Genomic DNA, 20,223 nt, shown 5'->3' with positions numbered 1-20,223 from the left:
TCCACAGCGTCACGCTCACATGATCGCTGGGTGAGGAGCGGCGCGTTCGGCGAGGCCCGCGCGGGCTGCGGAAGCCCTTCCCACTCACAGAGTGCTCGTGATCAGGCGACTCAACGAAGGAAGCACGCCCCGCAGGTCCTCGTCGTCCACCGCGACGGTCGCCGCCCCGCGCGCTCCGGGCGATGCGTTGAACGCCACGCTCAGCCCGACGGACGCGAACAGCGGAAGGTCGGATCGGCTGTCTCCGACCGCCCCGCACGCACGGGGAGACAGCCCCAGCTCACGTGCCTGCGCCAGGGCGACATCCCGTTTGCCGTACTCGTCGAAGTGACGGGCGACCTGCCCCGTGAACCGGCCGCCGACGGTCTCCAGTTCGGGTCCGCTGAACGCGTGGAAGCCGAAGCGGTCGGTCAGGTAGCTGCCGACCGGCGACCAGGCGAGGGTTGCCAGCACGGGCACCAACCCGTTGTGCCGACACCAGGCCACGGTCTCCGTGATGCCCGAGACCAGCGGAAGCCCTTCGAGCCGGCCGGAGACCTCGTCCACGTGCGCCCCCGCCCAGCCCGCGGCATCCAGCTCGGAGACCTGCCGGTTGTCCATGGCACCGGCGGCGTAGGCGTCCTCCGCTTCGGTCAACTCGTCCCGGTGGCCCAGATAGCCGGCCAGAAAGACCGACGAACTCGTACCGGGGACCAGGGTGCCGTCGACGTCGAAGAACACGGCGCCCACGGGATCGGATGAGAACACCGGCCCAGGATGCCACTACCCGCGAGACACCGGGCCGGGTCGGTGGTCGCCCTGATCGTGCGGCAACGCGTCATATCCCCTGCCGCCGGCCGCCCGGCTCTCTACCGTGGAGCACGGACGATGACGTCGAGCAGCGAGGGGACGAGATGCGGATCGCGGTGACCGGAGCGGCGGGCGGACTGGGCGGGCGGGTCGTCGGGTTGCTCGCGGAGCGGGCGGACGTGGACGTCGTGGCGATGACCCGGCGGGGTCTTCCCGCGGAGGCGTTCCCGGCGCGGGTGTCGGTCGCCGTGGCCGACTACGCCGATCCGCCCGCGCTGCGTGCGGCGCTGAAGGGTGTCGACACGCTGGTCCTCGTCTCCAGTGACGGGCCCGACGCGCGGATGCTGATGCACCACCGCAACCTGGTCGCCGCCGCCATCGCCGAGGGTGTCGGCCATGTCGCCGCCCTGAGCAGCGTCGACGCCGACACGGCGTCCCCGTTCTGCTATGCCGTCGTCAACGGGCTGACCGAGGAGCTGCTCCTGGCGTCCGGCATTCCGTGCTCGTTCGCCAGGGCCTCGCTGTACATGGAGTTCTTCCGGGGATGGCTCGTCACAGCACGCACCACCGGGCTGCTTCGGCTCCCCGCCGGGGACGGCCGGGTCTCCCTGGTCGCGCGGGACGACGTGGCCCGGGCGCTCGCCGCGCTCGCCGTGGGCGAGCCGACCGGCCGTCACCATGACATCACCGGGCCCGAGTCGGCGGATCTGGCGGGCATCGCCGCGGCCGCGGCGGAGGGGTGGGAGACGCCGGTCGCCTACGTGGACGTCCCGGACCGGACCTACTGCGCCGAGACGGCGGCGGAGGGGCTGGATCCCTGGTGGCTGTACGCGTTCTCGTCGCTGTTCGCCTCGGTGCGCGAGCAGCGGTGGGATCTGGTGAGCGACGACGGTGTCCGGCTGACCGGGCGGTCCCCTCTCGCCCTCCGCGCCTTCCTGTCGGCCGACCGGTGAGTGAGCCCGGCCACGGGTGAGCCCGGGTGAGTGAGCCGGACCCAACGGGCGCGGGCCGGGAGCCGTCACGACGGGCGACGTCCCGGCTCACCGGCTCACTGGCCCTCCGGCTCCCGGCTCCCGGCCCCCGGTTCACCCTCCGCCGACCGCCCCGCGGCCCCGTCTCACCTCAGGTGCCGGGTGAAGAACTGGGCGACGGCGTCCGCGGCGTGGTGCGGGACGCCGGTGTGTCCGCCCATGTTGGCGTGCAGGGTCTTCTCCTCGGAGCCGAAGGCGTCGAACAGGTCCAGCAGTGCCTGCCGGTCGTTGCCCTCGTCGTCCCATTGCAGGAGGACGTGCAGCGGGATGGTGACCCGGCGGGCCTCCTCGGTGATCACGCGGGGCACGAAGCTCCCGGCGAAGAGACCGGCGGCCACGACGCGCGGCTCGGCCACCGCGAGGCGGACGCCGACGGAGATCAGGCCCCCGGAGTAGCCGACCGGGCCGTCGATCTCGGGCAGGGGCAGGAGGGCGTCGAGGGCGGACCGCCATTCCGGGACCGCGCGGTCGACGAGCGGGAGCACGAGGGCGTCGATGACGTCGTCGCCGACCGGCTCGCCCGATCGCATCGCCCGGCCCAGGTCGGCGCGGGCCTGCTCGAGGGCGGGCCACCGGGGCCGGTCACCGCAGCCGGGCAGCTCGATGGTGGCCGTGGCGAAGCCGTCCGCGGCGGCGTGCCGGGCCCGTGCCGCCAGACGGGGATGCATGGCGTGCAGGCCGAGCGGGGGATGACCGAGCAGGATCAGCGGCACCGGTGCTGCCGCGGAGGCCGATGCGGGCGTCCACAGGATGCCGGGGACCCCGTCGAGGGTGAGGTCGCGTTCGAGGACGGTGTCGTCGAGGCGTCGCTTCGAGGTGAGGTGAAGGGCCATGGTCGTGCCTTTCGGGAATGCGCTGGAACGGCACTCCCGGGCGACCTATCGCCCGACCGTGTCCCGGGGAGGGAGTACCCACGTCGATGCGTTCACGGATACCACCTCCTCGTTCTGCCGCACGGCCTCGCCGAACCTAGCAGCGGCCGGCCCGGGCGCCCAACGGGTTTTCCCGCCCCGGACCCCGGCCTCCTGCCCGTTCTCCCGGGATCCCCTCAGCCGCCCCTCACCCCTTCACCGTCCCCGACGTCACTCGCCGCCCTGGGCGTGGTCGAACCGCGACACGGCTCCGGCACCTACGCCTCCCCGCTCAATCGGCCACGCGCACGCTACTGCGCGCCGCGCGCGGGGGACTCCCGGTGTTCCCAGTACCAGCGGGTGAGGGCGGACGAGATGTCGCGCGGACTCGGCACCGCCTCCAGGCCGAGGGGATCCGCGGCGGCGGTGAGCACCTGGTGGAGCTGCACGGCCGCGTGGTCGTAGGTGTCCGGGTCGTCGTCCGGGGCAGTTTCGAGCGACAGGCACGCCCGGATGGCGTCGGTGAACACCGACTGGGCGCCCTTGTAGGCGAGCAGTCTGGGCAGGTCGGCCTCCCACCCCCGGGACGCTCCCGGACGGACCGACTCGACGGCCTCCCGCCACCGCGCGGTCATCTCCTCGCCCTGCGCCGCGGGATACCGCATCAGGTGCAGGTGGGTGGCGAGGTCGTACAACGGGTCCCCGACCATGGCGAGTTCCCAGTCGATGGTCCACAGGCCGCCGTACGGGTCGACGACGAAGTTCTCCCGGTGCAGGTCGGCGTGGAGCAGGCAGAACGGCCTCGGCGTGAGGTCCCGCAGCCGCAGCCGGAGCCGGTCGAAGCACACGGCGTCCACGCCGAGCGCCCGGAACAGGGTCTCGAAGCGTTTGCTGTTGTGCCGGTACACCCGGCGTTCGGTGAAGTGCAGCAGCCGCTGAAGGAAGCCCGTGGTGTCCCCGTCGGCCGGCCGGTCCTCGGTCCGGCACCGGCGCCGGGCCCGCACGTCGCCCACGCCGAGCGCGGCCAACTGCCCGAAGATGCCGGTGATCTGGCCGGCCAGGTGCTCCGGGACGGCGGTGCCCGCCGCGTGGAGGGTGCCCAGCGTCATGCCCTCGACGAAGCGCTGCAGGGACGTGGAACCCGCGCGGATGATCTCGGGGATGCCGGTGACGCGGCCCTGCAGCTCCCGCAGCAGGATCTCCTCGGAGTAGAAGCAGCGCCGGTCGAACCACAGCAGGCCCCGGCGGGGTTCGCGGCACTTCCAGCGGACCTGCGGGCCGGTGCCGGTGGGGTCGGGCAGCGGGAACACGTACGTCTCGTGGTGGTATCCCGTGAGTGGACCGACCACCACGCTCGCGTCACCACTCATTTCAACGGCACGCCGTCGAGTCGTGGAAGCCGTTTCGGGTGACATCGCCCGTTCTTTCACCAGAGGCCGCGTCGAAGGACTGAGGGTGGGGGAGAACCGTACTCCCCCGCGCCAGTGCATCGTGCCAGAAGCACGATCTCGGGACGGTGCTGCTCGCGTCGCCCGCGCGGACGACGGAACGCCCACCAGTACGAGCGGCCGGACCCGGTGGTTCACGGGCGCAGGCGCCCGGCCCCGGCCGGGGAGGGGCCGTACAGGGTCCCGGGACTGCCGCCGGACGCGGCCCGGTGCCGCCCGGGGAGTGACAGAAGTGCGGCGAGTTGACGTTCGGGCTGCCGGTCCGGCGCCCTTCGTGCATCCTTGCTCAATGACATCGACGCTTCCGGGTGTCGGGGACCGCGCGCGGAGCACCGCGCTGCCCGCCCTGCTCGCCGGGACCGAGGCGGTGCTGCTCGACTTCGACGGCCCCGTCTGCGACCTGTTCGGCCCGGTCCCCACCGCGCACGTGGCCGCGGAGATCAAGACCATGGCGCGCGGCCACTGGGGCCGGCTGGACCGCGAGGTGGAGGACTGCCACGACTCGCACGGCATCCTGCCGCGGCTGGGCGACATGGCCGACAAGCACCGCCCGGAGCACCTCACCCGCGAGCCCCTGCGGCTGGCGCACGAGATCGTCACCCGGTACGAGTACGACGCCGTGCGCACCGCCCGGCCCACCCCGCTGGCCGGGGAACTGCTGCGGGAGTTCCGGCGCTCGGGGCTGCCGGTCGTCGTCGTCACCAACAACGCGGCCGGGCCGGTGCGGGAGTACCTGGCGCGCGAGGGGCTGGCCGGCCACGTCGCGGGCGTGTGCGGCCGCGACCCGGACGAGCCGCGCCGGATGAAGCCGGACCCCTACCTGGTGAACTGCGCGCTGGAGCTGCTCGGCGGGCCGGACCGGTCGCGGGTCCTGCTGATCGGGGACCAGGTGACGGATCTGGAGGCCGCCCAGCGGGCCGGGGTCCGCTTTCTGGGGTGCACGGGCGACCGGGACAAGCGGCGCCGGATGGCAGGGCTGGGCGCCGACGGGGTGGTCGCCTCGCTCGGGCCGGTCACGCGGGCGGCGCGGCGGCTGCCTGTGCGGTGACGCCCTCCTCGGTGAGGAGTTCCCACCGTGAGTCGAACCAGGCCTGCATGTCGTCCACCATGTAGGCGTCGACGGCGTGTCCGCCGTCCCCGCTGAAGTACAGGAGCGCGGCGTCGAGGCCGAGGACGTCGACGACGTCGACCGACTCACCGGTGGACAGCCTGATCTTGCGGCGGATGGCCTTGTAGGTGCCGTACAGCATGCGGTTCTTGTTGAGCAGGTACACCTTGAAGTCCGGCACGGTCGGGGCGTGCCGGATCTCCAGGCGGACGTCCGTCACGAAGTTCTCGGACTTCAGCTCGTACAGGGTCTCCTCGAGGGTCGCGGTGCTGCGGCGCGCTATCTCCCGCAGCCGCTCGCGCGGCCGGTCGTCGGCCGGGTCGGCCACGTTGACCGGGTAGGGCCAGGGGACGGACTCGGCGGGCAGCATCAGCCGGACGTGAATACTGCGCGGAGCGGTGCTCTGCCCCGCGCGGATGCGGTCCAGCAGCAGCCGGACGTGGATGCCGAGGGACTCCGACGTCAGCGTGCAGACGTCGAGGGTGACCTCGTCCTGCTCGAAGGCGCTGCCGATGACCCGGCCCAGGGTCATCACCGGCTCCTCCGCCGGCGGCGGGGTCGTGCCCTGGATGCGCTGGGTCTTGATCACCTTGGAGCCGCTGCCCCGCCGGGACCGCACCCAGCCCTCGTCGGCGAGCTCCCGCAGCACCCGCTGGACCGTGTCCCGCGAGACGTCCAGCTCCTGGGCGAGCTCCCGCTGCGGCGGGAGGAGGCTGTTCAGCGGATAGGTGCCGTCGAGCATGCGGGAGCGCAGGGTCTCCAGGACCCGCCTGAACTCCCTGCCGCCACCCTCTCCGGTGTGCTCCGCGTCCACACGCCGACCGTACCGCTCCGCGCCCCGGAGCACACCACTTTCCGTCAACTCGGCCTGACTGCGGCGGGCTTGTTAAGGGATCTCCTCGTCAGGGGACAACCACTTTAAGGCAACCAGCCCAATTGGACGGGGTGATGGGTCCGCCGTCACCGGTGAGGGACGCGGGTGGGGGACATGTTTCTATTTCACGCGACGTGTGCGGTCCTGGAGTTCTCGGTGGGGCTGCTGGCGCAGGACAGACTCGGCTTCGTCGGCCTGGTGCTGGTGTGCGCGGGTGCGGTGGCCGTGCGGGCCCGGCAGGACGGGCTGGCGGTGGGCGTTGCGGTCGTCTTCACCTGCCTGCTGCTTCAGGCCTGAGGGGAGCGCAGGACGTGCAGCACCTTCTCCAGCGAGTCCACCACGACCTGCGCCCCGGCCTTGCGCAGGGCGGCACTCTTGTCCTCGTCGCGCCCGTAGCCGAGGAAGGGGACGCCGGCCCGGCGGGCGGCCTCGCGGTCCTCCGGGCTGTCCCCGATCATCAGCGCGGACCCGGCCGCCGCCCCCATGGCCTGGAGGGCGCGCAGCAGGCAGTGCGGGTCCGGCTTCAGCCGGTCGAGCCGGATCGTCCGCCCGTAAAGGTGCGGGGCGAAACAGTCCAGCAGGCCGCGGCGGGCCAGGTAGTCGCCCACCGTGCGGGCCGAGTTGTTGGTGGTGACGGCGAACCGGCCGCCCAGCGCCGACCAGGTGCGGATGACCGGGTCGGCGTACGGGGTGGGCTGGGCCGAGACCACGGCGTGCCGCTCCTGTGCGGTGAGCCGGGCCTCCAGCTCGGTGACGAGGTCGCTGCCGGGGTGCCGGCGGTCGACGGCCCGCAGCACGACCTGCGGGTCGGGGTGCTCCCGCTCCTCGTCGCTGAGCAGCCCGCTCAGCCCCTGCCGCTCCAGCCACTCCACGAGTTCGCGGGCCACCCGCTCCGCCGAATGCCCGGCGAACAGGCGGCAGATGGGGCCGTCGAAGTCCCACAGCACGACGCGGGCGGGGGTGATCAGTTCCCGTAGTGCGGCCAGCTCTTTCCCGGTCTCGGACGTCACCGCATCAGTCTGCGTCGTATCAGGAGTCACTAGGAGAGTGTCAGGTCGGTCGTGATGGTTTCCCAGAGGGCGTCGAACCACTTCTGCGATTCCTCCACGAACGCCCGGTCCCGCTGCCCCGCCTGCCGGGCGAAGCAGAAGAGCAGGGACTGGGAGCCGAGGACGTCGTACATGTCGAGGGTCTGGCTGTCCCACTCCTCCTCGCGCCGCTCCAGCCGGTAGTAGCCGTAGAGCGCCTCCGCGCCGTTGAGCAGGTACAGCTTCATCGGCGGGGTGAACGGCAGGGCGCGGAAGCGGACCTGGACGTCGATGCCGTGGGTGGCGCGGACGGCCTGGAGGTTGTGGCGCAGGACCTGGGCCTGGGCGTTGCGCATGGACAGCCAGCGGTCGTGGACCGGGTCGCTGCCGTCGCCGTCCTCCTCGACGAGGACCGGGAAGGCCAGGTTGATGGAGCGGGAGGGCAGCAGGATGCGGAAGTCGATGGACTGCGGCCGGACGGCGCCCTCGTGGATCATGCGCAGGGGCTGCCCGAGGGCGACCATCAGGGTCTCGGAGGTGTGGCAGACGACGTCGATGCGGACATGGTCGGCGCCGAAGGCGTCCGTCAGGCGGGGCGCGAGGGCGACCATCGTCGGCTGGGGCTCCTCCGGGGCGGTCACCGGTTCGGCGACGCGGGGCGGGGTGCCCTTGGTGACGTGGGTGAGCAGGCCGGCCTCCTGCAGAGTGCGCAGGGCCTGGCGGACGGTGCCGCGTTCCACACCGTACTGCTCGGCGAGTTCGGCCTGGGTGGGCAGGCGTTCGCCCGCCTTGAGCTCACCGCTGCGGATGCGCTCGCGCAGGGCCTCGGCGATCTCCTGGGCGGAGAGCTTTCTGCTGCCGTTCACGGCGACGTTCTCCTGGGTCACGACCAAACGCTACAACTTTGATCCATCTTTGGGGAGTTGCCGGGAAGTTGTTTATGGATATCTGCCAAGCGGGGACAACCTCCTTAGAGTTGGCAGCCAACTCGGCAGAGTTGGCGAACACTTACGCCACCGGGGGTCGCCGTGCATGTTCTCGCTCTCCTCTCCGCCGTCTTCGTCGTCACCTTCGAGCAGCTCGTGCAGTGGAAGTACGGCACGGCCGGCATCCTCGGCCTGCTGCTGCTCACCATCGGCATCAAGGCCGACCGGCCGTCCGTCAGTTCCGCCGGGGCGGTCCTGCTCGCCGTACTGGTGGCGCGGCCCGCCCTGTGAGGCGGCCCGCCCGGGCCCTCCGGCTCCTCCGGCTCCTCCGGCCCTTCCGGCACCTCTGTACGGCGACCGCTCCGCTCCATCCGCGTGGGAGACGTCAGCTCGTGAGCACCAGCTCCGAACTGATCGTCTCCCACAGTGCGTTGAACCACAGGTGGGACTGCTCGACGAACGTGGTGTCCCGCAGGCCGGCGCCCTGCCCGAACGAGAACAGCATCGACCGGATGCCCTGGGCGTCGTACATCTGCAGGCTCTCGTGGTCGATGCGGGTCTCGTGGCGGGACAGGGTGTAGTAGGCGAAGAGCGCCTCCGTCCCGTTCAGCAGGTACAGCTTCACCGGCGGGGTGAACGGCAGGGCCCGGAAGGAGACCCGCACGTCGATGCCGTGGGTGGCCCGCAGGGCGAGCAGGTTGTGCCGCAGCACCTGGCCCTGGGCGTTCCGCTGGGCCAGCCACCGCTCGTGCACCGGGTCGCCGCCGGGGTGCCGCTCGACCGGGACCGGGAAGGCCAGGTCGATGTCCCGGCTGGGCAGCAGAACGCGGACGTCGATCTTGGCCGGTTTCTGCCGTCCGGCGTGGATGCGGCGCAGTGGTTCCCCGATGGCCAGGGTGAGGGAGATCGCGGTCAGGCAGACGGCGTCGATCTCGACGTGCTCCGCCTCGAAGGCCGCCGTGACGCGGGACGCCAGGGCGACGGTAGTGGGCTGGGGCGGTGCCGCCGGGCCGGCCGGGACGGGCGCCGGACCTGCGGCGACGGTAGCGGGGGCGCCCTTGGAGACGTTGGTGAGCAGGTGCTCGGACTGCAGGATGCGCAGCGCACGGCGCACGGTGCCGCGTTCGACACCGAACTCGTCGGCCAACTGGGCCTGGGTGGGCATGCGGTCGCCCGGTCGCAGCGCCCCGGTGCTGATCCGGTCGCGCAACGCGTCGGCCACCTCGCGATGTGTCCTCTGTGGCCGCTGTGACCTCTTCCGTCCTGCGACGGAGACGTGTTCCGGCTCCACAACCAAACCCTACAACTTCTCGCCATCTTTGGGCAGTTCAGGGAAGGGTGGTTATGAGTCGTCCACAAGTGGAGATAACTCAGAACAAGTTGGTGACCAACTTGAGCAATATGGTCGACGCAACGAGGGGTTGGCCACCTGGGTGACGGTTGGGGACCACGACGCCAAGGGGGACCGCCATGCCGCTCATCGCCCTCGTCCTCGCCGCTCTGGCCGTGGGGTTCGAACAGATCCTGCAATGGAAGTTCGGGCCGATGGGGATCATTGCCTTCGTCGCCCTCACCGTGGGCATCAAGGCGAAGAACAACCTGGTCAGCGGCATCGGCGCGGTCATCCTCGTGATGCTGCTCGCCCAGCCCGGCTGAGCGGGCACCCCCGGCCGGACCGCTGACCGGGCCCCCTTCCGGAGGGGAGCCGGGAGCCCCGTCAGCAGGCACCGCCCGCACCACCACAACCACAACTGAACAGCTCGCTACGGATGAGCGCCCACCCGTCACCGCCGGAAGGAGGACAGCACCAGGAGCGCGACCGCGACAGCGCTCAGAACAGGTCCGGGCACCACGGTCGCCGGGACGTACGCAGCAGGGCGTCGGCCTCACGGGCGGCGCCCGCTCGTTCCTCCCGGACCCGGCCGAGCGCCGCCAGCCGCACCGCCGACTCGTCCCCCAGCCAGAGCGTCGCCAACTCGGCCACGCCGAGCGTGAGATCGGCCCGCCGGGTGGACGCCTCGCACCGGCCGGTCCCGTCCGCGGACGCCTCCAGCCGGTACCGGCCGCCGGTCAGTCCACCGCCGTCCGTCACCTCCAGCACCAGCGCGCCCGCGGCCTGGTACGTCCGCGCCTCCAGCGCCCGGACGACGTCCAGGATCCGCACCCACAACCAGTCCGCCTGGGTGGTGACCGCGGCCGCCCTCGGGTCGGGCAGGAATTGCGGGAGCAGGTCGTCGGGGGCCCGCCAGCCGCTCCTGACCCGCACCACCCAGTCGATCGAGCACAGGTACCGCCACAGCGCCCGCTCGGCGGCCGGGCTCACGGCGAGCAGCCACTTCACGCTCGCCGTGTTCAACGGCTGCTTGGCGTCGCCCCAGGTGTCGTCCGCCCGGTAGGAGACCATGCCCTGCACCTCGCCGTCCGCCGCCCGGTACACGGCGAAGTACGGCTCGTCCCAGGACGCGTGGAAGCGGACGGCGCCGGTGGCCAGCTGCCACCACAGGTCGTCGCGGCTCACCGCGCCCGGCTGGTTCCGGCGCAGCCGCTCGTGCAGCTCCGGGCCCAGCTTGCGGACGTCCGCCCCGTCCACCAGGTCGATCCGGCCGCCGTCGTCGGGGCCCGCCCAGCGCGGGTCCAGGCCGCTGCGCGGCACGTCGACCGACCACTCGGTGGCCGACGTCGCGGGACCGAAGCCGTACCGGCCGTAGATCGGGTACTCGGCGGCGATCAGGGTCGCGACCACGTCCCCGCGTTCCTTCGCGGCGGCCAGGTCCTGCGCCATCATCCGGCTGAGGAGTCCGCGCCGGCGGTGGGTGGCGGTCACGGTGACGTTGGAGACGGCGTCGGCGGGCACCGCCGTGCCGCCGACCGCGGTGAGCTCCTGCGGGAAGGACCGGAGGGTCGCCACACAGCGCCCGTCGTCGAAGGCCCCCAGCGAGCGGCCGGGCCGGAACTGCAGGCGGCGCGCCTCCAGGACGTCGTCGGACGAGGTGGGCTCGCGCAGGAAGCCGGTGTTGAGGGCCCGGTTCCAGTCCGGGAACTCGGGCTCGGTGACCGGGCGTACGTCGATGGCGGAGCGGGACGTCATGCGCCCCACGGTAGGGGCGCCGGGGAAACGCTGTCGTGGCATTTTCCCGGCCGCCCGCCAGGCCTCCACCGGGTGCCCGTCGTGGCGCCCGCCGGCGCTTGATCGCGCCCGACCTGCGGCCGTCCTGCGCCCGACCCGTCGTTGCCGGGCGCCCGGCCTGCCGTCAGAAGACCGCCCGGACCTCCCCCACCACCTCCGCGCCCCCGGTCAGCGGCGCGGCGCCGATCCGGTCGACCACCGGGCCGTCCACGCCCATCAGCCGCAGCGCCCGCGCCAGGACCGGGCCCAGGGCGCGCAGGGAGCCGTCCTCCACCTTGAAGGCCAGGGCCCGGCCGTCCGGCAGGGCGACCGCCTGGACGGCCTCCGCGCCCATCTTGGACAGGGCTCCGGGAACGTCCCGCATCAGCCAGGTGTCGGCCCGGCGGGTCCCGGCGACGTACTCGGGGTGGGCCCGCATCGCGTCGGCGACCCGGCGTTCGGGCGTGCCGGGCGCGGCCAGGACGAAGGAGCGGTAGGCGCGGGCCAGGCCGGTGAGGCCGATGGCGAGCAGCGGGGCACCGCAGCCGTCTGTGCCGGTCGCCGCCACCGGTTCGCCCGCCGCCTCCTCCACCCCCTGGTGGATGAGCCGCTGGAGCGGGTGGCCGGGGTCGAGGTAGCCCTCCAGCGGCCAGCCGTTGCGCGCGCAGGCCGCCAGCATCGCGGTGTGCTTGCCGGAGCAGTTCATGGTCACCCGGTCCCGTACGCCTCCCGCCGCCAGGTACGTCTCCCGTTCCTCGGCGTCCAGCGGCAGGTCGGGCGGGCAGGCCAGCTGCTCCGCGGTCAGTCCGTGCTCGGCCAGCATCTTGCGGACCAGATCCCGGTGAAAGGTTTCTCCGGAGTGGCTGGCGGCGGCGAGCGCCAGCCGCTCACCCGACAGGTCCAGGCCCGCCCGCAGCACCCCGGCCGCCTGCATCGGCTTGTTGCTGGAGCGCGGGAAGACGGGCGCCGTCACCTCGCCCAGCGCCAGCTCCACGGCCCCGTCGGCGCCGAGGAGGACCAGGCTCCCCCGGTGCCGTCCCTCGACGAAGCCGGAGCGCACCACCTCCGCCAGCACCGGCGGCGCGGACGAGGGCGGGGACGACGGCGTCGTCGAGGAGGAGCGGGGCGAGGGGGACGGTGCGGGCATCGGCGGTGGCCTTCCGGGGCGCGGGACGACCCGCGCACCGCGAGGGCCCGGGATCACCGGGCCTGCCTTCGCCTCACACGAGCAGGTCGTCGACTTGAGCTTCTCCCTCACGGTACCTGCGGGCGATTTCCGCGCTGCACCCGTCGGCCGTCCGCTGGAGCCGCTGCCGCCGCCGGGACACCTGCTGCTCGTAGCGCACCAGCCGGCCCATCGCCGCGTTCAGCTCCCCGTCGGTGCGGGCCCCGAGGTCGGACAGCTCCACCTCGGCGAGCATCTCGGCCGCCAGCCGCCCGTACTCCTCGCTCTGCGGGGTGCCCAGGGTGACGTGGCGGGCGGAGGAGCGGTGCCGGGTCGGCGCGTCCCGCAGGATCTCCGGGAGCCGCTCCACCACGGACGCCGGAGGCATCCGGGGCGGTGCTGTGCCGGCCGCGGCCCCCGCAGGGGTGCGGCGCGAGAGTTCCGCGTGCAGGATGTCGATCCGTCCCTGGAGCAGCCGCCGTACGTAACTGAGGTCGGCCTCGTCGCGCTGCGCGTCCCGGCGCAGGGTGCGCAGCTCGGGCAGGCCCAGCGCGGTCAGGTCGTGCTCGGGCTGGTTCTCGGGCATCACAGGGCTGTCCGTTCGCTGCATGGGCGGCCGGTGGAACTCCGGCTCCCCGGCCCCCGCGTGGGTCGGCGCGCCGGCCCCGACCGGATGCCCGGTCCCTCGTGTGCTCATGTGCCTCTACCGTCCCCTCGACCGGCGTGTGCCAAGCATCGTGCCACCCCTCACGGCCGCTGCGTGACCGAGTGCTCCCGATCAGCCCCAGATGGGGGGTTAAGGAGTAAAAATAGCCCGACCGGGGGGCCCCGCGGACCGCGTCCGGGGGCCGGTCGGGGGGCGGTCGGGGGGCGGTCCGGCACCCGGCATCATGGTCGTATGCGTGCAGTGGTGCAGAGGGTGGACGGCGCGAGCGTCGTCGTGGACGGCGAGACGGTGGGGGCCATCGAGGGCGAGGGCCTGTGCGTCCTGGTCGGGGTGACCCACGAGGACACCAAGGAGAAGGCGGCGCAGCTCGCCCGCAAGCTGTGGTCGATCCGGATGCTGCAGGACGAGCGGTCGTGCAGCGACATCGACGCCCCGCTCCTGGTGATCAGCCAGTTCACCCTTTACGGCGACGCCCGCAAGGGCCGCCGCCCCACCTGGAACGCCGCCGCGCCCGGTGACGTGGCCGAGCCGCTGGTCGACGAGGTGGTGGCACAGCTGCGCGCGCTGGGCGCGACGGTGGCCACGGGACGCTTCGGGGCGCGGATGCGGGTGTCGTTGACCAACGACGGCCCGTTCACCGTCCTCCTGGAGATCTGACCTGCCGGAGATCCGGCCTGCTGGACGCCCGGCCTGCTGGAGATCCGGCCTGCTGAACACCCGGCCTGCTGGAGGCCCGAGCCCGCCGGGGCACCTCCCCGGCGGGCCGGAACGGTCCCGCGCGGGGCGGGACCGGTGTGCTCAGGGCTCGACCACGGTCTCCTGGGCCGCGGCCGTGTCCCCGGCCAGCAGCCGCGCATCGACCGGCACGTTGCGCTTGATCAGCGCGAGCGCGACCGGCCCCAGCTCGTGGTGGCGCACGGACGTCGTGACGAAGCCGATCCGGCGGCCCTCGGGGCCGTCGTCCGCGACGCGGATGTCGGTGCCCGGCGTCGGCAGGTGGACCTCGCTGCCGTCCAGGTGCAGGAAGACCATCCGGCGGGGCGGCTTGCCGAGGTTCTGCACCCGGGCGACGGTCTCCTGACCGCGGTAGCAGCCCTTCTCCAGGTGCACCGCGCCGCCGATCCAGCCCAGCTCGTGCGGGATGGTGCGGTGGTCGGTCTCGAAGCCCAGCCGGGGGCGGTGCTGCTCCACGCGCAGCGCCTCGTGGGCGAGGATGCCGGCGGGCGGCCCGGCCTGCTCGGCGAACCGCTCCAGGTCGGCCCGGGGCAGGAAGACGTCGCGGCCGTACGGGGTCTCCCGCACGACGGTGCCCTCGGGCACCTCGGTGATGGAACCGGCCGGCAGACTCACCACCGCGTAGTCGGCGGTACGGTCGGCGACCTCGACCCGGTAGAAGAACTTCATCGACTCCAGGTAGCCGATCAGGGCCTCCTGGGTGCCGGGCTCGACGTGGGCCCAGACGGTCTCGCCGTCGTCGACCAGGTACAGGACGTGCTCGATGTGGCCGTTCGCGGAGAGGATCAGCGCCTCGGTGGCCCGGTGCGGCGGAAGCTCGCTGACGTGCTGGGTGAGCAGCAGGTGCAGCCAGGTGAGCCGTTCCGCCCCGGAGACGGTCACGACCCCGCGGTGGGACAGGTCGACGAAACCGGTGCCGTCGGCGAGGGCGCGCTGTTCGCGGAACAGGTCGCCGTAGTGGGCGGCCACGCCCTCGTCCACGCCTTCGGCGGGGACGGCGCCCGGCAGGGTCAGCAGGGGGCTCTTCATGCCTCTAGCCTACGACTCGGTAGTTGAAGCCTTCAGGGTGCAGGTCGCGCAGCGCCCGAAGATCGCGAAGTGCTTCAGGTCGGTGTCGAAGCCGAAGGTCTCCCGCAGTTTCGCGGTGAACTCCGCGGCCACCTCCACGTCCGCCTCGATGACGTCCGTGCAGTCGCGGCACACCAGGTGGAGATGGTGGTGCCGGTCGGCGAGGTGGTAGGTCGGGGCGCCGTGCCCGAGGTGGGCATGGCTGACCAGGCCGAGCTCCTCCAGGAGCTCCAGCGTGCGGTAGACGGTGGAGATGTTCACCCCCGACGCGGTCTTGCGCACTTCGACGAGGATGTCGTCGGGGGTCGCGTGCTCCAGGGTGTCCACGGCTTCGAGCACGAGTTGGCGCTGCGGCGTCAGCCGGTAGCCGCGCTGCCTGAGGTCGCTCTTCCAGTCGGTGCTCACCACAGTGACGAGTCTAGAGCGGGCCCGGCCGGTTCGGGCCGGGCCTGCTTCAAGGCGGGGAGAACCGGTCGGAGCCGGGTCTACTTGAAGAAGGCGATGCCGTCGTCCGGCATGTCGTCGGGCAGGGCCTTGGCCCAGCGCTCGACCTCCTCCGGGGTGACGACCTTCTTCAGGTGCGCCGACATGTAGGGGCGCAGCTCGACCTCGGGGGTCTGCTTCTCGCCGACCCACATCAGGTCGCTCTTGACGTAGCCGTACAGCCGCTTGCCGCCGCTGTAGGGGCGGGCGGCCGGCGTGCGCGCCACCGCGTCCGTGACCAGGTCGATCTGCGGCTTCTGGTCGGCCAGCTCGCCGTACCAGATCTCGATGACGCCGTCGTCGCGGGTCATCGTCACCTCGACCTTGCGGCCGGAGTCGATCCGCCAGAAGCCGTGCTCGGACTCCAGCGGCCGCACCTTGTTGCCGTCGCCGTCCAGCACCCAGGTGTGGGAGGAGTACTCCAGGAAGTCCCGGCCGTCGTGGGTGAAGGAGACCTCCTGCCCGAAGTTGCACTTCTCGGCGCCGGGGAAGTCGTGCACGCCCGCACCCGCCCAGTTGCCCAGCAGGAAGGCGAGCGGGACGAGGTCCTTGTGGAGGTCGGACGGGATCTCGATCATGAGAGGCAGTTCCTGGACGTGGTCGGGCAGGTCAGCGCTGGCCCTGGTACAGCTTCTTCACGGTCAGCCCGGCGAAGGCGAGTACGCCGACGGCGACGAGGACCAGGAGGGCTTCGAAGAAGATAACCACGGGGTGCTCCTTGAGCGGGGGGTGCGGTTGTGCACAGGACCGGGCCCCAGCTTACGCGGCCGGGGCCCGGTCCTTCGTGTGAGGTCTCCCCTCCCGGCCGGTCAGCTCAGCAGCTGGCTCTGCAGCGTCACCGTCTGCTGGAAGGGGATCGCTGCCGCGGTGCCCTTGCGGGACTGGACGATCAGGGCGACGACGTCCCCGGCGCGGACGTACGCCTGCCGCACGTGTTCCGCGCCGCGCGGCTTCACCTCGTCGTAGGAGTAGCGGGACACCCCGCGGGGGTCCGCGGCCGACGGGTGGTTGTCGTCGAACTGGACGTGCTCCGCGCCGGCCAGGGCGTACGAGGGCGACCCGTAGGCGACGAACTTCCCGAAGACCGCGTCGCCCACCTCGGCCGTCGCGAACCGCAGGAGGTAGATCCGGGTACGGGTGCCGTCCTGGGTCGTCCAGCCGCGCGCGGCCGTGTGGCGGAGGCCGTGGTCCGTCATCAGCTGCCCGGCCTCGGTCCGGTCCTTCTTCTCCGCGAACACGGCGGTGAAGTCCTCGGTGGACAGCCAGCCGTCCTTGCCGCGCAGCGCCTTGTCCTCCGTGGCCCCCGCGGGGGCGGGCAGCAGCAGGGCCCGCAGGTCGGCCGCGTGGCCGCTCGCCGGGTCCTCGGAGTCGTACGGGCGGGCGCCGGCGGGCAGGGGCGGCTTGGTGATCCGGGGGTAGTCCCAGCGGCCGTCGGACTCGGTGGCGAGGCCGAGGACGTCCGTGCGCTCCATGCGCGTGATCCCGTAGGCGGTCCCCGCGCCGAGCGCGGCGAACACGGTGACCACGGCGGTCCAGCGCAGGGCCGCCCGCAGGCGGCGCCGGTCCCGGAACGGGACGCGCACGGGGGCGGCAGCCGGGCCCACAGGGGCGTCGGCGGCCTCCGGCGGGACGGCATCAGGCGCCGCGGGTGCCTCGGGTGCCGCGGGTGCCGCGGGTGCCGCGGGTGCCTCAGGACGCTCAGGCGTCGGCACCTCGGGCGCCGCAGATGCCTCAGACACCTCGGCAACCTCGATCGCCTCAGGCGCCTCGACCACCTCGATCGCCTCAGGCGCCTCGGCAACCTCGATCGCCTCAGGCACCTCGGCCGCGTCCGCGGCCGGCGGCTGCCCCACGGCCTCCGCCGACTCGACAGCCCCCGCCGGCTCCACGGCCTCCGCCGGCACCGTCGCCCGGTCGGCCGAGTCCGTCGCCCGGTCGGCCGGATCCGTCGTCTGTGCTTGCTCGGTCATACGGCCAGCCCCGGGGTGTCGATGCGGTCCAGTTGTGCGGTGAAGAACGCCGAGACGCCCCGCCGGTCGATCGGCCCGGGCGTGTCCACCACGACGTTGACCAGGACGTCGCCCACGTGCCCCACACAGAACGCGCCTTCCAGCCCGTCCTTCTTCGCCTTGGGCGACAGGAAGCACCGGGCGTCCTTGTGGCCCTTGATCTTCGGGCCCTTGCGGAACACGTCGGCGGTGGACAGGAACCGCTGGGCGGAGTTGGCCATGTCCCGCACCGCGCTCCGGTTGCCCATCTGCTGGAGGGTGACCTCGGCCGTGAAGCCGTTGTCCTCCTCCCCGTGGGCGGGGACGGCGTAGCTCCGCAGGGCCATGCCCTTGAGGTCCTGCCTCTCGACCAGCTTCTCCAGCTCGCGCTGGACGCGTCCGGGCAGACCCTTGAGGGACTCCTTGCGCAGGGCCGTGGCCGCGGCGCCGCTGAGCTCGGTGTCGTGACCGAAGTCCCGCACGTCCGGGCCCGGGGAGCGGCCGTCCTTCTCGAACGGCAGGAGCAGGGCGCTCAGGCCCTTCGCCTTCTCCGCCGCCGTCTCCGCGCCGTCCTTCTCCTTCGACTTGCCCGCGGCCGGGAGCTTCCAGACCGGCTTGCCGGGACTGCGGTCGGCGTCCTGGACGGTGATCACCGTGAAGCCGACGGCGCCGGCCAGCGCACAGACCAGCAGAACCGATCCGCCCATCATGGCGGCCCGGCGGCTGCGCGCCCTGCGGGCCACCCGGGCGGTGGCGCCGTCGGCGGCGGACTCCGCCACGGTCCCCTCGATGACCTCGGGGGTGTTCTCGGATGGCTCGGTCACAGCTTGCCCACCTGTCGCTTCGCCAGGTCCATGATCTTCGACTTGGGGATCGGTCCGCTGTCGTAGACGAAGATCTCGACGTAGACGTCTCCGCGCCAGGCGTGCGCCTCGGCGGAGTACAGCGGGAGGTATCCCGGCTTCCGGTCGGGGGTGTCGTGGACGTACACCGTGCCGGCGTGCTCCCCGGTCCCGGCGATGGGCCAACTGCGGGTGCCACTCTCGCGGTTGGCCCAGTAGACGCCGTTGTCGGCCCACAGGGAGGCGCCCATGGTGTCCACCTGGCGGAACTGCGTCAGGTTGATGTAGACGCCGCCGTTCTCGCCGAACCGCCAGGACGTCGTCGCGGAGCGGCGGAAGCCGTCGGCGAGGAGGTTGGCGAAGGTGTCGGACGGCCCCTTGTACCGGCTCGCGTACGCCGAGAGGCCCATCCAGCCGTCACGGCCCGGGGGGTCCTCGACGTCCCGGGCCTTCTTGGGCCGGTCGATCAGGAACTCACGCAGGTCGCCGTCCAGCCGGATCTGACGGTCCTGGGACGCCGGCAGCGGCTCCGCCTCGCCCTTCGCCTGCGGGACGACGGGTTGCGACAGCGGTGGCAGCTCGGTGGGCGGCCGTTCGGCCTGGATCAGGTACCCGGTGCAGGTACCGGCGACCACGCCCAGCACCGCGGCCGCCGCGATCATCAGCGTGGTCCGGCCGCGGGGCCGCCGGGCCGCCGCCCCCGCTCCGTCGCCCGGCTCCCCCGTATCCGCATGCGCGGGGCCGGACTCCTGGTCCTCCCCGGCGAGTTCGATCTCCCCGATCTCGCCCACCGCGCCCGTCACCGGGCCGGAACCGGCCTTGTCGGGTCTATCGGCGTCTTCCACACAGTCCCCCTCAGAACGTGAAGGGCGCGTTCCGTATCGCGCTCCCCAGGAGACTCATACGTCACACCGGGAGTTGTAGGCGAGGTGATTACGATTCAGCCATGGCGAAGAAGCTCGTGATCAAGGTGACCGCGGGGGCCGATGCCCCCGAACGCTGCTCGCAGGCCTTCACGGTGGCGGCGGTGGCCGTGGCCAGCGGGGTGGAGGTGTCGCTGTGGCTGACCGGGGAGTCCGCCTGGTTCGCGCTCCCGGACCGGGCCGCCGAGTTCGAGCTGCCGCACGCCGCCCCGCTGCCCGACCTGCTCGACTCGCTCCTCGCGGGCGGCCGCGTCACCCTGTGCACGCAGTGCGCGGCCCGGCGCGACATCACGGAGAAGGACGTCCTGGAGGGGGTCCGCATCGCGGGCGCGCAGGTGTTCGTGCAGGAGGCGCTGGCCGACGACACCCAGGCGCTCGTCTACTGAGGCGCCGCCCGCCCACCGGGCGGCGCCTCACCGGGGCCGCTTCTTGCCGTCGAGTTCGTCCCACCACTCGTCCGACTGCGGGTCGCCCGAGGGGTCGTCCCACCAGCGGTCGTCGGGGCCGCGCCGGTTGGCGATCATCGCGGCGACCGGCGGGATCACCATGGCGACGACGCACATGCCCACGGCCACCGGCACCGACCAGAGCCGCACGACGGCCCAGGCCAGGACGAAGAGCGCGACGCACGTGCCCATCAGGGCGAAGTAGACGTGCCGCCTGCGCGCGTACATGCCTCCAGCGTAGGTCCGAACGGCCCGCCCGGCGCAGGGCGGGCGGGCCGTTCGGGCAGGGCCCCGCACCGCGCCCGGGCATGCCGAAGGGCCGCACCCCGGGTGTCCAACCCGTGGGATGCGGCCCTTCAGCCGTCACGTGCCCCGAGGAACGCGGCCGGGCGGCCGGGCTCCTGTCGGAGGCCGTCAGACCGCGATCGCGACCTCGGCCAGTCCGCCCTGCTGGGCGACGACCTTGCGGTCGGCGGTGCCGCCGGGCACCAGCGCACGGAGGGTCCAGGTGCCCTCGGCCGCGTAGAAGCGGAACTGACCGGTGGCGGAGGTCGGCACCTCCGCGGTGAACTCGCCGGTCGAGTCCAGCAGACGGACATAGCCCGTCACCGGCTCGCCGTCGCGGGTCACCTGGCCCTGGATGGTGGTCTCACCGGGCTTGATCGTCGAGGCGTCCGGGCCGCCGGCCTTCGCACCGCACATGTGTCAACTCCTGAAGGGGTCTGGAGAGGTCGGTCGGGTGGGA

The 20,223-nt window shown here is 72.6% G+C and carries 25 protein-coding genes; 7 read left to right on the top strand and 18 right to left on the bottom strand.

Translation table 11 applies throughout. The annotated features are described in order from the left end of the window. Nucleotides 1–84 precede the first annotated feature (84 nt). Nucleotides 85–747: an HAD family hydrolase gene (locus tag ACIRPP_RS06410; protein ID WP_403638462.1), complete on the bottom strand. Its 663-nt coding sequence runs from the start codon at nucleotides 745–747 to the stop codon at nucleotides 85–87. Nucleotides 748–893: 146 nt separating this feature from the next. Here ACIRPP_RS06410 and ACIRPP_RS06405 point away from each other — a divergent pair, with 146 nt between their 5' ends. Then, complete coding sequence (locus ACIRPP_RS06405) at nucleotides 894–1,742, top strand: NAD(P)H-binding protein (RefSeq protein ID WP_403638460.1); 849 nt, start codon at nucleotides 894–896, stop codon at nucleotides 1,740–1,742. 164 nt (nucleotides 1,743–1,906) lie between these two features. Here the strand turns inward: ACIRPP_RS06405 and ACIRPP_RS06400 are convergent, their stop codons facing one another. After that, nucleotides 1,907–2,653 carry an alpha/beta hydrolase gene (locus ACIRPP_RS06400; protein ID WP_403638458.1) on the bottom strand — a complete coding sequence of 249 codons (747 nt, stop codon included), beginning with the start codon at nucleotides 2,651–2,653 and terminating at the stop codon, nucleotides 1,907–1,909. A 329-nt stretch (nucleotides 2,654–2,982) separates the two neighbouring features. After that, a complete protein-coding gene (locus ACIRPP_RS06395; protein ID WP_403638456.1) occupies nucleotides 2,983–4,023 on the bottom strand; it encodes a phosphotransferase family protein in 1,041 nt (346 codons plus the stop codon). Nucleotides 4,024–4,408: 385 nt separating this feature from the next. Between ACIRPP_RS06395 and ACIRPP_RS06390 the strand changes: the two genes are divergently transcribed. Continuing rightward, a complete protein-coding gene (locus ACIRPP_RS06390) occupies nucleotides 4,409–5,167 on the top strand; it encodes an HAD family hydrolase (protein WP_403638454.1) in 759 nt (252 codons plus the stop codon). Here the strand turns inward: ACIRPP_RS06390 and ACIRPP_RS06385 are convergent. Further along, complete coding sequence (locus tag ACIRPP_RS06385) at nucleotides 5,133–6,041, bottom strand: winged helix-turn-helix domain-containing protein (RefSeq protein ID WP_403638452.1); 909 nt, start codon at nucleotides 6,039–6,041, stop codon at nucleotides 5,133–5,135. The two genes, ACIRPP_RS06390 and ACIRPP_RS06385, sit on opposite strands and share 35 nt — an antisense overlap. A gap of 174 nt (nucleotides 6,042–6,215) precedes the next feature. Between ACIRPP_RS06385 and ACIRPP_RS06380 the strand changes: the two genes are divergently transcribed. Then, nucleotides 6,216–6,398: a hypothetical protein gene (locus ACIRPP_RS06380; RefSeq protein WP_403638451.1), complete on the top strand. Its 183-nt coding sequence runs from the start codon at nucleotides 6,216–6,218 to the stop codon at nucleotides 6,396–6,398. Here ACIRPP_RS06380 and ACIRPP_RS06375 read toward each other — a convergent pair. Then, entirely contained in the window at nucleotides 6,389–7,192 is an 804-nt protein-coding gene (locus tag ACIRPP_RS06375; RefSeq protein WP_403638449.1) for an HAD family hydrolase, read from the bottom strand. The two genes, ACIRPP_RS06380 and ACIRPP_RS06375, sit on opposite strands and share 10 nt — an antisense overlap. Next, nucleotides 7,141–8,022 carry a winged helix-turn-helix domain-containing protein gene (locus tag ACIRPP_RS06370; RefSeq protein ID WP_403638447.1) on the bottom strand — a complete coding sequence of 294 codons (882 nt, stop codon included), beginning with the start codon at nucleotides 8,020–8,022 and terminating at the stop codon, nucleotides 7,141–7,143. The genes ACIRPP_RS06375 and ACIRPP_RS06370 overlap by 52 nt, the downstream gene beginning before the upstream one ends. 135 nt (nucleotides 8,023–8,157) lie before the next feature. Between ACIRPP_RS06370 and ACIRPP_RS06365 the strand changes: the two genes are divergently transcribed. Then, a complete protein-coding gene (locus ACIRPP_RS06365; RefSeq protein ID WP_164338034.1) occupies nucleotides 8,158–8,346 on the top strand; it encodes a hypothetical protein in 189 nt (62 codons plus the stop codon). Nucleotides 8,347–8,440: 94 nt separating this feature from the next. On the opposite strand, the gene ACIRPP_RS06360 is transcribed toward ACIRPP_RS06365, so the two are convergent. Next, nucleotides 8,441–9,352, bottom strand: coding sequence for a winged helix-turn-helix domain-containing protein (locus tag ACIRPP_RS06360; protein WP_403638445.1), 912 nt, complete (start codon nucleotides 9,350–9,352; stop codon nucleotides 8,441–8,443). A gap of 173 nt (nucleotides 9,353–9,525) precedes the next feature. Here ACIRPP_RS06360 and ACIRPP_RS06355 point away from each other — a divergent pair, with 173 nt between their 5' ends. Further along, nucleotides 9,526–9,711: a hypothetical protein gene (locus ACIRPP_RS06355; RefSeq protein WP_403638443.1), complete on the top strand. Its 186-nt coding sequence runs from the start codon at nucleotides 9,526–9,528 to the stop codon at nucleotides 9,709–9,711. A gap of 175 nt (nucleotides 9,712–9,886) precedes the next feature. On the opposite strand, the gene ACIRPP_RS06350 is transcribed toward ACIRPP_RS06355, so the two are convergent. The 3 genes from ACIRPP_RS06350 to ACIRPP_RS06340 all read right to left on the bottom strand — a co-directional run bounded on the left by ACIRPP_RS06350 (nucleotide 9,887) and on the right by ACIRPP_RS06340 (nucleotide 13,023). After that, nucleotides 9,887–11,143, bottom strand: coding sequence for a GNAT family N-acetyltransferase (locus ACIRPP_RS06350; protein WP_403638441.1), 1,257 nt, complete (start codon nucleotides 11,141–11,143; stop codon nucleotides 9,887–9,889). A gap of 163 nt (nucleotides 11,144–11,306) precedes the next feature. After that, nucleotides 11,307–12,308 carry an asparaginase gene (locus ACIRPP_RS06345; RefSeq protein WP_403638439.1) on the bottom strand — a complete coding sequence of 334 codons (1,002 nt, stop codon included), beginning with the start codon at nucleotides 12,306–12,308 and terminating at the stop codon, nucleotides 11,307–11,309. Nucleotides 12,309–12,381: 73 nt separating this feature from the next. Further along, the gene (locus tag ACIRPP_RS06340; RefSeq protein WP_403638437.1) at nucleotides 12,382–13,023 is read right to left on the bottom strand and encodes an aerial mycelium formation protein; all 642 of its coding nucleotides are present in this window, start codon (nucleotides 13,021–13,023) and stop codon (nucleotides 12,382–12,384) included. Nucleotides 13,024–13,224: 201 nt separating this feature from the next. Here ACIRPP_RS06340 and dtd point away from each other — a divergent pair, with 201 nt between their 5' ends. Continuing rightward, a complete protein-coding gene (gene dtd / locus ACIRPP_RS06335) occupies nucleotides 13,225–13,650 on the top strand; it encodes a D-aminoacyl-tRNA deacylase (RefSeq protein ID WP_164338028.1) in 426 nt (141 codons plus the stop codon). Between the two features lie 141 nt (nucleotides 13,651–13,791). Here the strand turns inward: dtd and ACIRPP_RS06330 are convergent, their stop codons facing one another. The 6 genes from ACIRPP_RS06330 to ACIRPP_RS06305 form a co-directional block, all read right to left on the bottom strand. Beyond that, the gene (locus tag ACIRPP_RS06330) at nucleotides 13,792–14,757 is read right to left on the bottom strand and encodes a YgfZ/GcvT domain-containing protein (protein ID WP_403638435.1); all 966 of its coding nucleotides are present in this window, start codon (nucleotides 14,755–14,757) and stop codon (nucleotides 13,792–13,794) included. A 9-nt stretch (nucleotides 14,758–14,766) separates the two neighbouring features. Then, entirely contained in the window at nucleotides 14,767–15,204 is a 438-nt protein-coding gene (locus ACIRPP_RS06325) for a Fur family transcriptional regulator (protein WP_403638433.1), read from the bottom strand. Nucleotides 15,205–15,281: 77 nt separating this feature from the next. Further along, entirely contained in the window at nucleotides 15,282–15,857 is a 576-nt protein-coding gene (locus tag ACIRPP_RS06320) for an FABP family protein (protein WP_403638431.1), read from the bottom strand. Nucleotides 15,858–16,088: 231 nt separating this feature from the next. Beyond that, nucleotides 16,089–17,249, bottom strand: coding sequence for a hypothetical protein (locus ACIRPP_RS06315; protein ID WP_403638429.1), 1,161 nt, complete (start codon nucleotides 17,247–17,249; stop codon nucleotides 16,089–16,091). Then, entirely contained in the window at nucleotides 17,246–18,091 is an 846-nt protein-coding gene (locus ACIRPP_RS06310; protein ID WP_403638428.1) for a hypothetical protein, read from the bottom strand. Before ACIRPP_RS06310 ends, ACIRPP_RS06315 begins: the two co-directional genes overlap by 4 nt. Continuing rightward, nucleotides 18,088–18,954 (bottom strand): hypothetical protein, encoded by an 867-nt coding sequence (locus ACIRPP_RS06305; RefSeq protein WP_403638426.1) that lies wholly within the window; start codon nucleotides 18,952–18,954, stop codon nucleotides 18,088–18,090. Before ACIRPP_RS06305 ends, ACIRPP_RS06310 begins: the two co-directional genes overlap by 4 nt. Nucleotides 18,955–19,055: 101 nt before the next feature. On the opposite strand from ACIRPP_RS06305, the gene ACIRPP_RS06300 reads away from it, so the two are divergent. Further along, a complete protein-coding gene (locus ACIRPP_RS06300) occupies nucleotides 19,056–19,418 on the top strand; it encodes a DsrE family protein (RefSeq protein ID WP_192230256.1) in 363 nt (120 codons plus the stop codon). A 27-nt stretch (nucleotides 19,419–19,445) separates the two neighbouring features. On the opposite strand, the gene ACIRPP_RS06295 is transcribed toward ACIRPP_RS06300, so the two are convergent. Together ACIRPP_RS06295 and ACIRPP_RS06290 are read right to left on the bottom strand one after the other, a co-directional pair. Beyond that, a complete protein-coding gene (locus ACIRPP_RS06295) occupies nucleotides 19,446–19,706 on the bottom strand; it encodes a DUF3099 domain-containing protein (RefSeq protein ID WP_403638424.1) in 261 nt (86 codons plus the stop codon). Between the two features lie 186 nt (nucleotides 19,707–19,892). After that, a complete protein-coding gene (locus tag ACIRPP_RS06290; RefSeq protein ID WP_403638423.1) occupies nucleotides 19,893–20,180 on the bottom strand; it encodes a DUF1416 domain-containing protein in 288 nt (95 codons plus the stop codon). Between the last annotated feature and the right edge of the window lie 43 nt (nucleotides 20,181–20,223).

Origin of the sequence: Streptomyces sp. NPDC101219 (genome assembly GCF_044767675.1) — a bacterium.
Lineage (GTDB): Bacteria > Actinomycetota > Actinomycetes > Streptomycetales > Streptomycetaceae > Streptomyces.
This window is presented reverse-complemented; position numbering and strand designations above follow the sequence as displayed.